This is a genomic window from Microbacterium sp. NPDC090225 (assembly GCF_044772365.1).
Taxonomy (GTDB): Bacteria; Actinomycetota; Actinomycetes; order Actinomycetales; family Microbacteriaceae; genus Microbacterium.
This window is the reverse complement of record NZ_JBIVYS010000001.1, coordinates 984,444-997,453: the sequence shown is the minus strand read 5'-3', so window position 1 is coordinate 997,453 and position 13,010 is coordinate 984,444. Positions and strand designations below refer to the sequence as shown.

Sequence of the window (13,010 nt, the reverse complement as noted above, 5' to 3'; positions counted from 1 at the left end):
GTAACGCGTGCCTAGGATGGGGGTGTGACCTCGACCTCAGCTCCGAACCCGGCCACTCCTCGAACCTCCCGACGTATATTCGGCATCTCGCTGGTGATCATCGCCGCATTGATCGCGGTGTTCTTCGTCTTCGCGTCGCTCTACACGGAATTCCTCTGGTTCGATCAGGTGGGCTTCACCGGTGTGCTCACGACCCAGTGGGTCGCCACCGTCGTGATGTTCGTCATCGGCTTCCTCGGGATGGCGGTGCCGCTGTTCGTCGTGATCCAGCTGGCGTACCGCCTGCGCCCCGTCTACGTGCGTCTGAGCTCGCAGCTCGACCGCTACCAGGAGGTCATCGAGCCCCTGCGTCGTCTCGCCATGTGGGGTATGCCGATCTTCTTCGGTCTGTTCGCCGGTTTCTCGGCTGCCGGGCAGTGGAAGACGGTGTGGCTCTGGGCCAACGGCGTCGCGACGAGTGACGTCGATCCGCAGTTCGGCATCGACACCGGCTTCTACATGTTCGCGATGCCGTTCTACTCGATCGCGCTCGCGTTCGTCTCGGCGGTGCTGCTGCTCTCGCTCCTGGTCACGGCGCTCGTGTCGTACCTCTACGGCTCGGTGCGCATCGGCCAGGGAGAGCTGCGCATCTCCAAGGCGGCGCGCATCCAGCTCGCGGTCATCGCCGGTCTCTACATCCTGGTGCAGGCGGTCAGCCTGTGGCTCGACCGCTACAAGACGCTGGTCACCCCCGACGACCGCATCACGGGTGCCGCCTACACGGGCGTCAACGCCACGATCCCCGGCCTCGCGATCCTCGCGATCATCGCCGCGCTCGTCGCGATCCTCTTCTTCGTCACGGCCGTGATCGGCCGCTGGCGCTTCCCGCTCGCCGCTACGGCTCTGTTGATCGTCGCCTCGCTGGTCGTGGGTGTCGGATACCCGTGGGTCGTCACGACCTTCCAGGTGAAGCCGAACCAGAACGCCTACCAGGCCGAGTACTACCAGCGGAACATCGACGGCACGAAGGAGGCGTACGGGGTCGCGAACCTCGAGACGACCACTTTCGAGGCCGAGACGGATGCCGAAGCCGGTCAGCTGCGCGCCGATGCCGACACCACGGCTTCGATCCGCATCATGGACCCGAAGGTCATCAGCCCCACCGTGCGGCAGCTCGAGCAATACCGCGCGTACTACCAGTTCGAGGAGACGCTCGACGTCGACCGCTACGAGATCGACGGCGAGATGCAGGACACGGTCGTGGCCGTCCGCGATCTCGACATCACCAAGCTCGGCGAGGGTGACAACTGGAACAACCGCGTGGCCGTCTACACGCACGGCTACGGCCTCGTCGCGGCCGCGGGCAACCAGCGCACGAGCGACGGCGAGCCCGTCTTCCTCGAACGCGGTATCCCGTCGTCGGGCTTCCTGACCGACCGCGAGAACTTCGAGCCCCGCGTCTACTTCGGTGAGAACTCGCCCGAGTACTCGATCGTGGGAGCCCCGGAAGACGCCGACCCGGTCGAGATCGACTACCCGCGCGGCAAGGACGGAGCGAGCGAGACGAAGACGACGTTCGACGGCGAGGGTGGCCCCGCCATCGGCGACACGTTCACGAAGCTGCTCTACGCGCTCAAGTTCCAGTCCGAGCAGATCCTGTTCTCCAACCTGGTGAACGAGGACTCGCAGATCCTCTACGACCGCGACCCGAAGACCCGTGTGGGCAAGGTCGCGCCGTACCTCGAGCTCGACAGCGACCCGTACCCCAGCGTGGTCGACGGACGCATCGTGTGGATCGTCGACGGCTACACGACCAGCTCGACGTACCCCTACGCGACGAGCGTGAGCCTCTCCGACGCGATCACCGACTCGAACACGCGGGCCCCGAGCCTCGCGATCGACGAGATCAACTACATCCGCAACTCGGTCAAGGCGACCGTCGATGCGTACGACGGCACCGTCACGCTCTACGCGTGGGACGCCGAGGACCCGATCCTCCAGACCTGGCAGAAGGTCTACCCGTCGACGGTGAAGCCGATCAGCGACATGTCGGGCGAGCTCATGAGCCACGTCCGCTACCCGACCGACCTGTTCAAGGTGCAGCGCGACATCCTCGGTATCTACCACATCGACACCGCCGGGTCCTTCGCCCAGCAGGACAACCGCTGGCAGACCCCGAACGACCCGCGCAGCGACGCTATGCTGCAGCCGCCGTACTACCTGACCATGCAGATGCCGGGCCAGGACAGCGCGAGGTTCTCGATGTTCTCGACGTTCATCCCGGCGTCGCAGGGCGCCGGCAGCAGCCGAGACGTGCTGATGGGTTATCTGGCAGTGGATTCGGATGCCGGGTCGGAGCAGGGCGTGAAGGCGGAGGGCTACGGTCAGCTGCGCATGCTCGAGATCAACGACGACACGACGGTGCCCGGCCCCGGTCAGGTGCAGAACACCTACAACTCCGACACGGCGGTCGTGCCGCAGCTCAACCTGCTGCAGCAGGGTGAGTCGGAGGTCATCTACGGCAACCTGCTGACGCTGCCCGTCGGTGGCGGTCTGCTCTACGTGCAGCCGGTGTACGTGCAGTCCTCCGAGGGTACGCAGCTCCCACGTCTGCAGAAGGTGCTCGTCGCCTTCGGTGACAGGGTCGCGTTCGAGAACACCCTGACGGAGGCCCTGGATTCCCTCTTCGGCGGTGATTCCGGTGCCACCGGCGGAGATGACGAGGTCGAACCGGTCGATCCTTCCGAGGTCGACCCCGACACCGGTGAGGTGCCGACCACCGAGCCGACCGAGCCCACGACGCCGACCGACGAGCAGGCCGCCGCCCTCGCCGACGCGCGACAGGCGCTCCTCGACCGCGACACCGCTCTGAAGGCCGGTGACCTCGAGAAGTTCGGCGAGGCCGACAAGCGTCTGACCGAGGCCGTGCAGAAGCTCCTCGACATGGAGTCCACGTCGGGGGAGTGATCCTCGGACCGCAATGACGAATGCCGCATCCTCCGGGGTGCGGCATTCGTCATTTCCGGGTGCGGGTGATCGTGTCGGTCCACGCATCCATCGGGCAAAGCGAAAGGCCCCTGATCTGGATTTCTCCCGATCAGGGGCCTTTCGTGTGTCGCATTCTCGTTGCGGGGACAGGATTTGAACCTGCGACCTCCGGGTTATGAGCCCGGCGAGCTACCGAACTGCTCCACCCCGCGGCACGTTGAATAGCCTAACACGGCGATCGGGAGCGCGCGAATCGAGGCGTCCTGCGCGAGGATGCGCGAGGATGAGGGCATGTCCGAGAGCCCCGCCGTTCCCGTCGCCGTCTGCCAGTTCGCGCCCACCGACTCCCGGGAGGGCAATCGCGAGCGCATCGCAGAACTCGTGGCGGATGCCGCGGCTCGGGGCGCGCGTCTGATCGTTCTGCCCGAGTATTCGAGCTACTTCGTGAATCCCATGGACGAGACTCTCGCCGCACACGCGGAGACGCTGGAGGGCGACTTCGTGCAGACCCTGATCGCGCTCGCGGGGGAGTTCGCGGTCGTGATCGTCGCCGGACTCGTCGAGAAGTCGGGCGACACCCATCGCGTCCGGAACACGGTGGTCGCCGTTCGGGGCGACGGCATCCTGGCCGTCTACCGCAAGCAGCACCTCTACGACGCCTTCGGGCAGACCGAGTCTGACTGGGTCGAGCCGGGCGCGGTGGGCGAGGCGGCGACGTTCGACCTCGCGGGCCTGCGCTTCGGTCTGCTGACCTGCTACGACCTGCGCTTCCCCGAGGTGGCCCGCACCCTCGTCGACGCCGAGGCGGATGTCCTGGTGGTGCCCGCCGAGTGGGTGCGCGGCCCGCTCAAGGAGCATCACTGGACGACCCTGCTCGCAGCGCGGGCGATCGAGAACACGGTCTACGTCGTCTCCGCCGACCACCCCGCACCGATCGGCGTCGGCCACTCGCAGGTCGTCGATCCGCAGGGGGTGGTGCTCGCCGGTGTCGGGAGCGCCGAGGGGATCGCCGTCGCACCCGTCGAACGCGCGGTCATCGACCGGGTCCGCGAGACGAACCCGTCGCTGCGGGTGCGCCGGTACGCCGTCGTCCCGCGCTGAACGCACAGCTCCCGCAGGGTGGTGGGGCAGCGAGTCAGTCCCTCAGACGGGCCAGGCGCGAGACGGCCTCCTCGAGGACCGAGACCTTCTTGCACGCGGCGAACCGCACGATGCCCGCGTACTCCGGGTCGGCCCGGTGCGCCGGGGGCAGGAAGGCGGCGAGCGGAATCGCGCCGACGCCGACGCGATCGGGCAGGGTGCGGCAGAACTCCGCACCGTCGACGCCGCCGACCGCCGTGGCGTCGGCGAGGGTGAAGTATCCGCCCTGCGGTGCGAAGACGGTGAATCCCGCAGCCTGCAGCCCGGCGCCGAGCACCTCGTGCTTGTGGGCGAGCGTCGCGGCGGCATCCGCGAAGAAGACGTCTCCGAGGCGGAGCCCGACCGCGACGGCCGGCTGGAAGGGGGCGGCTCCGACATACGTGAGGAACTGCTTCACGGTGATCACGGCGGTGATCAGGGCGGCAGGTCCGTGGATCCACCCGACCTTCCATCCGGTGGCCGAGAAGGTCTTGCCCGCCGAGGAGATCGTGAGGGTGCGCTCCGCCGCGCCGGGCAGGGTCGCGATCGGGATGTGCGGGGCGTGGAACGCCAGGTGCTCGTAGACCTCGTCCGTCACGATGAGCGCATCGTGCCTCTCGGCGAGGCGCACGATCTCGGTGAGCACGTCCGTGCCGAACACGGTGCCGGTCGGGTTGTGCGGATCGTTCACGAGGATGATCCGGGTGCGGTCGGTGACGGCATCCGCCAACCGATCGAGGTCCGGCTGGAAGTCGGGCACGCGCAGCGGCACCGTGCGCAGCGTGCCGCCGGCGAGCGACACCGCGGCCGCATAGGAGTCGTAGTACGGCTCGAAGACGACGACCTCGTCCTCCGGGCCGTCGATCAGGGCGAGGAGCGTCGCCGTGAGGGCCTCGGTCGCTCCGACCGTGACGAGCACCTCGGTGTCGGGGTCGACGTCGAGCCCGTAGAAGCGCTTCTGATGCTCGGCGATGGCGAGCCGGAGGTCGGGGGTGCCGCGCCCCGGCGAGTACTGGTTGACTCCGTCGGCGATCGCTTGCCTGGCGGCTTCGAGAACCTCGGCCGGGCCGTCCTCGTCGGGGAACCCCTGCCCGAGATTGATCGCTCCCGTCGAGGCCGCGAGGGCCGACATCTCTGCGAAGATGGTGGGCGCGACGGCCCCGTCGGGCGAGAGCAGGCCCGCGCCCGCCGCCGTGCGCCGCCATGCACCGGTGATGACACTCATGAAGAACAGGCTATGGCCATAAGGGAAACTCACCTTCGCCATATGAAACGCACAGACTCGGAGAGCACTCTGAAGGGGCGTTGTTGAAGGAGCACACACCATGAACGAAGACAACACCCCCGACCACTCGGCACCCGACGTGCCGTCCACCGAGGCAGCAGAGGTCGCCGACCGTTCGGCGCCGCAGGCAGCCGCTGACATCCCCGCCACGCCGGCCGCGGAGCCCGCCGCCCCCGTGGCCGCCGAGTCCGCTCCCGCGTCGCACCCGACCGCGGGCCACCAGGTGCCCTCGACGTTCGCGTCGCCCGCTCCCGCCGCATCCGCGCCTCTGATCGCCCCGGTCACCGCGCAGCAGTTCGCGGGCTCGACGGCGACCTCGCCGGGAGCAGCATTCGGACTCCACTCCGGTGCCGCTCACACCCAGCCCACCGTTCCTCTCGGCGGAACCGCCCCCATCGGCTTCGGTGACACCCCTGCCGATCCGAACGTGAAGACCAAGGAGCCCAAGCCGCGCGGCGGCGTGCGCCTCGCGGCCATCGTGGTCGCCGCCGCACTCGTCGGAGGTGTCGCGGGCTTCGGCGGCGGCGCGATCTGGAACGCGGTCGGCACCGCGCCCTCGACCGGCGTGGCGGAGGGGCCGCAGACGGTCACCGTCAACAACCCCGGCTCCGTGAACGAGACCACCGCCGTCGCCACCAAGGCACTGCCGTCTGTGGTCACGATCGAGGTCGCCGGCACCAGTGAAGCCGGCAGCGGCTCCGGCGTGATCATCAGCGATGACGGCTACGTGCTCACCAACACGCACGTCGTGACGCTCGGCGGTGCTGTCGCCGACCCGACGATCCGCGTGACCACCTCCGACGGGCGCATCTACTCGGCGACCGTCGTGGGCACCGATCCCATCTACGATCTCGCGGTCATCAAGCTCACCGATGCCACCGACCTCACGCCCATCGAGTTCGCGGACTCGTCCGAGCTGAACGTCGGCGACACGGCGGTCGCGCTCGGCGCGCCCCTCGGCCTGTCGAACTCGGTCACCACCGGCATTGTCAGCGCTCTGAACCGCAGCATCCAGATCGCCTCGTCGGCTCTGCCGGACTCGTCGAGCGAGGACGCACCGCAGGAGCAGACACCCGAAGACGGCCAGCAGGACGGTCAGCAGGGTCCGTTCCAGTTCGACCTGCCGGGCAACGGTCAGCAGCAGACGTCGGAGTCGATCTCGATCGCTGTGATCCAGACCGATGCCGCGATCAACCACGGAAACTCCGGCGGTGCCCTCGTCAACAGCAAGGGCGAGCTGATCGGCATCAACGTCGCGATCGCCAGCTCCGGATCGTCTGAGGAGTCCGGCTCGATCGGCCTCGGCTTCTCGATCCCCTCGAACATCGCCCAGCGCGTGTCCGAGGAGATCATCGCCGACGGTGCGGCCACCCACGGGTTGCTGGGCGCATCGGTGCAGGATGCGGCCTCCGTGCAGGATGCCGACGTCGCCGGGGCGTACATCGCCGACGTGACCAGTGGGGGAGCAGCGGCAGCCGGCGGCCTCAAGGCCGACGACATCGTCACCGCCTTCAACGGCGTGCCGATCACCAGCGCCAGCGACCTCACGGCTCAGGTGCGCGCCGCGGCCGGCGGCAGCGACGCGAAGGTGACCTACATCCGCGGCGGCAAGGAGTACCAGATCGAGGTGACGCTCGGCGAACTCGCCGGCTGATCCCGCCGCCCAGAGAAGGACGCCACCTCCGCGATAGGCTCGCGGGGTGGCGTCCTTCTCTTTCGGGTCCGGCAATGCGGCCAAGCTGCTGAGGATCCCGCTCTCCCTCGCAGGGCGCCTCGGCACGCTCCTCGTGCCTCGCGGTGACCGGTGGGTGTTCGGATGCGGTGCCGGGATCGGTGACGGCGCTCTCGCCCTCCATCGCTACGCGACCGCGCAGGGCCACGACGCCGTGTGGTTGACCCGCTCGCAGCGCGAGGATGACGATGCGGCGGCGCTCGGCATCCGCACGCTTCGCAGATCGAGCATCCGGGGCTGGTGGGCGACCGCACGCGCAGGAGTCCTCGTCGTCACGCACGGCCTCGGCGACATCAACCGGTACGCCGACGGCGGCGCGTTCATCGTCCAGCTCTGGCACGGCATCCCCCTCAAGCGGATCGGACTCGACTCGCCGGCGACGACCCAGGTCCCGAGCGTCCCGGGAGCGGGAATCCTGCGGCGAGCCATCGCGATCCTCTACCGGGCCGCCGCGCAGAGGATCCGCGTGCTCCCGGCCGCTTCCGATCGCTCGCGCGGGCGGCTGGAGTCGGCGTTCGGTCTCCCGAGCGACCGCGTCCTCGTGACCGGGGAGCCGCGCGTCGACGTGCTGTCGGAGGGATTGCCGGAGGACCGTCGCGCGCGGGCATCCGTCCGGTTGCACGCAGCGCTCGATGGCCTTCCCGATGGGTCGCGGACGGTGCTGTACGCGCCGACGTGGCGCGACGGTGCGACGGACCCCGCCGTTCCCTCGTCCGACGACTGGGTGCGGATCATCCGAGTGCTCGAGGAGCGCGATGCGACCCTGATCATCCGATCGCACCCGCTCGGCGAGGGTGGGTACGCCCCACCTCTCCCGAGTCGTCGGGTGCGGATGCTCGGATCCTCCGAGCTCGCGGACGTGACCCCGGTCCTGCCGGCGGTCGACGTGCTGATCACCGATTACTCGTCGCTCGCCTACGACGTCGGACTCCTGGCGATGCCCGTACTCTTCCTCGCCCCCGACGCGGAGGAGTACGCCCGCTCGCGCGGCTTCTACGGTCGCTTCAGCGACGTCGGGGGAGCGGATGCCGCCACCTCTTGGCCGGAGGCTCTGGCGCAGCTCGATCGACTGCTGTCCGACGAGGTGGCGTTCACCGAGCGAGCCGCCCGTTCCGCTACGCTCAGCGCGGAGATGCACGCCTTCCGCGACGGCCGAAACACCGAGCGGGTCTATGGTGCGATCCGCGCGCGGGGAATCCGCGCACCGAAGGGAGCAGTATGACAACGGCCCGGATCGATGAGTCGGCGCAGACGCTGGTCATCGCAGGAACCGGACCGCGCCCGGCGCACGCCGAGCTGGTCGGCCCGCGGGCGCGAGTCGACGCCCGCCTGTCGGGCGGGGGGACGACCTGGAAGGCGGTGTTCGCACTGCAGACCGCCCGGTGGGGCGGCCCCGCACTTCCGCTTCCCGCTGGTGAGTACCACTTGACGGTCGCCGGCACCACGTTCGACGACATCGACGTCGCTCCGGTGCTGCTGCCCGGGCTCCGCGTCGAGGTGGCCGGGGACACCGTGAAGATCGCCGCACCGATCGATCCCATCTACGAGACCGCCGAGGGGCAGGCCACCCTCGAGGAGCGCTACGTCGCCCAGGCCGGCGGCACCGAGAACGCGGTGTTCTTCGAGAGCTTCTACGGCCGGAGCGTGGGGTGCAATCCGCAGGCCATCGACCGCGAGATCGCGAAGCGCGCTCCCGACGTCCGTCGGTACTGGAGCGTGGTGGACTTCTCGGTCCCCGTGCCGGAGGGCGCGATCGCCGTCGTCGAGGGAAGCCCCGAGTGGTGGCATGCCCGGGGGGCGGCGCGCTTGCTCGTCGTGAACGACTGGCTGCGCCGGAGGTTCGCGCGCAAGCCCGGCCAGAAGGTGCTGCAGACCTGGCACGGAACCCCCCTGAAGCGGCTCGCACTGCATCGTCCCGGCTTCGACCCGCGACGGATGGCGGCCGTGGTCAAGGAATCGCGGCGCTGGGACGTGCTGCTCGCGCAGAACACCTACGCCGAGCGCATCCTCAAGAAGGCATATGCGTTCCTCGGGCGTCCGATCTGGGTCGAGGGATATCCACGCAATGACGCTCTCACGACCATCGATCCGGCGGTGATCCGCGCGGCGCTGGGCATCGGCGCCGAGGAGCGCGTGCTGTTGTACGCGCCGACGTGGCGCGACGACCGCACCGAGATGGTCGACTTCGTCGACGCCGAGCGGCTGGCCGAGCAGACCGATGCGGTCGTGCTGGTGCGCGGACACTCCCGTACGCTCGACGCCGGACGCGACCACGCCGGTGCACGCGTGATCGACGTGACCGGGTATCCCGAGACGGCGCAGCTGCTGCTCGCTGCCGACGCCCTCATCACGGACTACTCCTCGGTGATGTTCGACTTCAGCGTCACCGGCAAGCCGATGTACTTCCTCGTTCCCGACATCGACCACTATCGCGGGACCCTGCGTGGCTTCTACTTCGATCTCGAGACTCGCGCCCCCGGGCCGCTCGTGACGAATCAGGACGAGCTCGTGCGTGCGCTCGCCGCGCCCGACCACGAGCAGGTCTACGCCGAACGCTATGCCGCCTGGCGGCGTCAGTTCAACGCGCGCGATGACGGACGGGCTGCCCAGCGCGTCGTGGACCGCATCCTCGACCAGGGCTTCCTGACGGCCTGAGCAGCCACGGCCGTTCCTGGAGCGGTCAGGGCAGGGGAGTGTTGCGGGTGCCGAGGCGGGAGGCATCGACGGTGTCGCGGGCTCCTCGCAGCACGCCACCGAGGAAGCCCCACCCCCAGGCGAGGTGCATCGTCGGCAGTACGAGCAGCGTCCACAGTCGTTGACGGATGCCGCCTCCGCCCGGTGCGGCGGCGACCACGACGACGAGCAACGCGTACGCCGCGAGCGGGGCGTAGACGATCGAGGCGATGAGCGAGGCGAGGCCGCTGAGTACCCCGGTGAGCTGCAGGACGCCGATGATCACCGCGACGATCGTGAGCAGCACCAGAGCGGGCGGGGCGAAGAAGCGGATGCCGTTGCGCCGCCCGAATCGCCGCACCAGCTCTCCGCGCCAGGCGCCCGTCGCACGGAACTGGCGTGCCAGGCGCACCCAGCTCTCGCGGGGCCAGTACGTGACCGCGAGCGTGGGATCGAACCAGACGCGATGACCGGCCTGGCGGATGCGGAGGTTGAGCTCCCAGTCCTCGCCGCGTCGGATGGTCTCGTCGAAGAGGCCGACCTCGTCGAGGACCTCTCGGCGCATCACGCCGAGGTACGCGGATTCCGCTTCCCCCTCGTGCGCACCGCCGTGATAAGCCCCGCCGCCGAGGCCGACGGGGGAGTTGTACAGGCGGGCGACGGCCTTCTGGAAGGGGGCACGCCCCTCGGCGTGCATGACGCCTCCGACATTGGCCGCGCCCGTGCGTTCGAGCGTCTGCATGGCACGGGCGGCATAGCCGGGGGAGAGTTCGGAGTGCGCGTCGACGCGGATCACGGTCGAGTAGCGTCCGGCTCGGATCGCGGCGTTCAGTCCCACCGGGATGTGCGCGGCGGGGTTGCCGACGAGACGGATGCGCTCGTCGGCGGCGGCCAACCGGTTCGCGATCTCGGTGGTGCCGTCGGTCGAAGGGCCGAGAGCGAGGATGAGCTCCACGGGAACGTCGAGATCCTGGGCGAGGGCCGACTGCACGGCGTGCTCGAGATACTCGCGCTCGTTCAACACGGGCATGACGAAGGAGACCCCGACGGGCGGCGCGTGCGAATCGTCATCGTGCATCCGTCGATCATGTCATGGGGCGTCGGACGTTCGCTGATCGAGATCTTGGCCTCGCTCCCGGCTCGGTATCCTGGAGGGATGGGTGCATTCTCCGACGCGAAGAAGGCGTACCGTCTGCTGAAGCGGGCGGTCGCGTCGAGAACGGCCGTGCAGCGCGTGCGCCGCAGCCTCGCTGTCAGCGAGCAGTTCCCCGAGGGGCACTTCAAGATCGCCGTCTACTTCGCCGACGGCGCCGTGAACATGTACCAGATGCGTCAGTGGTACCGGCCGCTCGCCGAGCTGTCGAAGCGCTGGCCGGTCGTGGTGCTCGCGCGGCAGGCGACGGGCGCCGAGAAGCTGCTCGCCGAGGACGCCCCTCCGGTCGCCTTCGTGCCGACGGTGCGCAATCTCGAGAAGTTCGTCGCGGAGCACGACATCCGCATCGTGCTGTACGTCAACCAGAACACCCGCAATTTCCAGATGTTCCGCTACGGACGCCGGTGGCACGTGTTCATCAACCACGGCGAGTCCGACAAGATGTACATGACCACCAACCAGTACAAGGCGTACGACTATGCGATGGTCGCGGGCCAGGCGGCGCGTGACCGTCTCTCCCGCACTCTCTGGGCCTACGACGTCGATCGGCGCACCATCGAGATCGGCCGTCCGCAGGCCGACCACTACTCGGGTGAGCTCCCTTACGCTCCGGACGACCGCACCGTCGTCCTGTACGCACCCACCTGGGAGGGCGACCGGCCGAGCGCGCACTACGGATCGATCGCCACGCACGGCGAGCGTCTGGTGTCGGCGCTACTGGCGACCGGATCGCACCGGGTCATCTATCGTCCGCATCCGCGCAGCGGTGTCGTCGACCACGACTACGGGGCGGCGCACCGACGGATCATCGCCGCGATCGCCGCGGCGAACGCCACCGACCCGCGCGCACAGCACGTCTACGACGACGGCCCCGAGCTCGGATGGCAGCTGTCGGCCGCCGACGTGGCGGTCGTCGACATCTCCGCGATGGTCTACGACCGTCTCGCCTCGGGCAAGCCCCTGATGATCACGCGTCCGGCCGACGAGCGCGCGTCGATCGACACCACGGGCTATCTCTCGGACTGCGAGTGGCTGACCGCGGATGCCGCCGCCGACATCGTGGCGGAGGTCGAGCGGGTCCGGGCGGACGATGCGGCGATCGCCCGTCTGCGCATGTGGGTGCAGCACTACTTCGGTGACACCACTCCCGGCGTCGCGACGGCCAAGTTCCACGCGGGCATCGAGCAGCTCATGGCCAAGTGGGACGACTGGGAGGCGCACGAGATGGGCGCCGTCCGGCCGGATCTCGACGACGACGACGAAGAAGGCGACGAGGAGGAGATCTGACCATGGATCTCCCGCTCGCGCGCGACGTCACCCCCCGGGTCGAGTACGTGCCGGCATCGGCATCCACGAACGCCGATCTGCGGGTGCTCGCCGAGGACCTCGTCGGCTGGCCGCACCTCTCGACCCTGGTCACCCGGAACCAGACCGCCGGCCGTGGGCGGCTGGACCGTGTGTGGACGGCTCCCGATGGGGCGGCGCTGGCGATCTCGGTCGTCGTGCGCGTCTCGGTGGATCCTGCGCTCCGCGGCTGGATCCCGCTGATCGCGGGCATCGCGATGGCGGATGCCGTCGCCGCGCAGCTCCCCGCGCACACGGTCGGCGTGAAGTGGCCGAACGACGTGCTCGTCGACGATCACAAGATCTGCGGCATCCTGGCCGAGGCGACGGTCGATGCGATCATCATCGGTGCGGGGGTCAACACGGCCATGACGGCCGAGCAACTGCCCGTGCCCACCGCGACGTCGTTCGCCGTGCAGGGCGTCGTCGCCGATGAGGATCGGCTGCTCGCGGACTACCTCCGCGAGCTCGACGCGCTCCTCACGGCTCTCGTCGATGCCGGCGACGCGGTCGCCAGCGGGCTGCACGCCGCGGCGACGGATCGGATCACGACTCTCGGTCGTTCCGTACGGGTCTCGTTGCCGGGGGACCGGACACTCGAGGGCACGGCGCGAGAGCTCGACGATGAGGGGCGTCTCGTGGTGCGCCACGGCGGGGCGGACCATCCGATCTCCGCCGGTGACGTCGTGCACGTGCGCCCGCTCCAGGATTGACACGCCGCCCGGCCGCGCGTCGAT

At 69.1% G+C, this 13,010-nt stretch carries 9 protein-coding genes and 1 tRNA gene; 7 read left to right on the top strand and 3 right to left on the bottom strand.

From position 1 onward, the window contains the following. Positions 1 to 24 precede the first annotated feature (24 nt). Entirely contained in the window at positions 25 to 2,946 is a 2,922-nt protein-coding gene (locus ACIQTT_RS04885; RefSeq protein WP_402786794.1) for a UPF0182 family protein, read from the top strand. Positions 2,947 to 3,105: 159 nt separating this feature from the next. Here the strand turns inward: ACIQTT_RS04885 and ACIQTT_RS04880 are convergent. Beyond that, positions 3,106 to 3,179: transfer RNA gene (locus ACIQTT_RS04880), tRNA-Met, on the bottom strand. A gap of 79 nt (positions 3,180 to 3,258) precedes the next feature. Here ACIQTT_RS04880 and ACIQTT_RS04875 point away from each other — a divergent pair. Continuing rightward, entirely contained in the window at positions 3,259 to 4,068 is an 810-nt protein-coding gene (locus ACIQTT_RS04875; RefSeq protein ID WP_402786791.1) for a carbon-nitrogen hydrolase family protein, read from the top strand. 34 nt (positions 4,069 to 4,102) lie between these two features. On the opposite strand, the gene ACIQTT_RS04870 is transcribed toward ACIQTT_RS04875, so the two are convergent. Then, on the bottom strand, positions 4,103 to 5,311 hold the full coding sequence (locus ACIQTT_RS04870; protein WP_402786788.1) for an aminotransferase class I/II-fold pyridoxal phosphate-dependent enzyme: 1,209 nt from the start codon (positions 5,309 to 5,311) through the stop codon (positions 4,103 to 4,105). A 100-nt stretch (positions 5,312 to 5,411) separates the two neighbouring features. Here ACIQTT_RS04870 and ACIQTT_RS04865 point away from each other — a divergent pair, with 100 nt between their 5' ends. From ACIQTT_RS04865 to ACIQTT_RS04855, 3 genes are read left to right on the top strand one after another with little or no spacing between them, the layout of a single operon-like run. After that, positions 5,412 to 7,025, top strand: a complete 1,614-nt coding sequence (locus tag ACIQTT_RS04865; protein WP_402786785.1) for a S1C family serine protease — start codon at positions 5,412 to 5,414, stop codon at positions 7,023 to 7,025. Positions 7,026 to 7,071: 46 nt separating this feature from the next. Further along, on the top strand, positions 7,072 to 8,325 hold the full coding sequence (locus tag ACIQTT_RS04860) for a CDP-glycerol glycerophosphotransferase family protein (RefSeq protein ID WP_402786782.1): 1,254 nt from the start codon (positions 7,072 to 7,074) through the stop codon (positions 8,323 to 8,325). Then, positions 8,322 to 9,758 carry a CDP-glycerol glycerophosphotransferase family protein gene (locus ACIQTT_RS04855; protein WP_402786779.1) on the top strand — a complete coding sequence of 479 codons (1,437 nt, stop codon included), beginning with the start codon at positions 8,322 to 8,324 and terminating at the stop codon, positions 9,756 to 9,758. The genes ACIQTT_RS04860 and ACIQTT_RS04855 overlap by 4 nt, the downstream gene beginning before the upstream one ends. 25 nt (positions 9,759 to 9,783) lie before the next feature. Here ACIQTT_RS04855 and ACIQTT_RS04850 read toward each other — a convergent pair whose 3' ends face one another. Then, positions 9,784 to 10,854 carry a glycosyltransferase family 2 protein gene (locus tag ACIQTT_RS04850; protein ID WP_402786776.1) on the bottom strand — a complete coding sequence of 357 codons (1,071 nt, stop codon included), beginning with the start codon at positions 10,852 to 10,854 and terminating at the stop codon, positions 9,784 to 9,786. A 78-nt stretch (positions 10,855 to 10,932) separates the two neighbouring features. Between ACIQTT_RS04850 and ACIQTT_RS04845 the strand changes: the two genes are divergently transcribed. Together ACIQTT_RS04845 and ACIQTT_RS04840 are read left to right on the top strand one after the other, a co-directional pair. Beyond that, positions 10,933 to 12,216 carry a CDP-glycerol glycerophosphotransferase family protein gene (locus ACIQTT_RS04845; protein ID WP_402786773.1) on the top strand — a complete coding sequence of 428 codons (1,284 nt, stop codon included), beginning with the start codon at positions 10,933 to 10,935 and terminating at the stop codon, positions 12,214 to 12,216. Between the two features lie 2 nt (positions 12,217 to 12,218). After that, the gene (locus ACIQTT_RS04840; RefSeq protein WP_402786770.1) at positions 12,219 to 12,986 is read left to right on the top strand and encodes a biotin--[acetyl-CoA-carboxylase] ligase; all 768 of its coding nucleotides are present in this window, start codon (positions 12,219 to 12,221) and stop codon (positions 12,984 to 12,986) included. The last annotated feature ends 24 nt before the right edge of the window (positions 12,987 to 13,010 follow it).

Coding starts and splice junctions, on each gene's coding strand:
- ACIQTT_RS04845 (WP_402786773.1), top strand. CDS start 10,933: ATGGGTGCATTCTCCGACGCGAAGAAGGCGTACCGTCTGCTGAAGCGG.
- ACIQTT_RS04840 (WP_402786770.1), top strand. CDS start 12,219: ATGGATCTCCCGCTCGCGCGCGACGTCACCCCCCGGGTCGAGTACGTG.
- ACIQTT_RS04865 (WP_402786785.1), top strand. CDS start 5,412: ATGAACGAAGACAACACCCCCGACCACTCGGCACCCGACGTGCCGTCC.
- ACIQTT_RS04850 (WP_402786776.1), bottom strand. CDS start 10,854: ATGCACGATGACGATTCGCACGCGCCGCCCGTCGGGGTCTCCTTCGTC.
- ACIQTT_RS04870 (WP_402786788.1), bottom strand. CDS start 5,311: ATGAGTGTCATCACCGGTGCATGGCGGCGCACGGCGGCGGGCGCGGGC.
- ACIQTT_RS04875 (WP_402786791.1), top strand. CDS start 3,259: ATGTCCGAGAGCCCCGCCGTTCCCGTCGCCGTCTGCCAGTTCGCGCCC.
- ACIQTT_RS04855 (WP_402786779.1), top strand. CDS start 8,322: ATGACAACGGCCCGGATCGATGAGTCGGCGCAGACGCTGGTCATCGCA.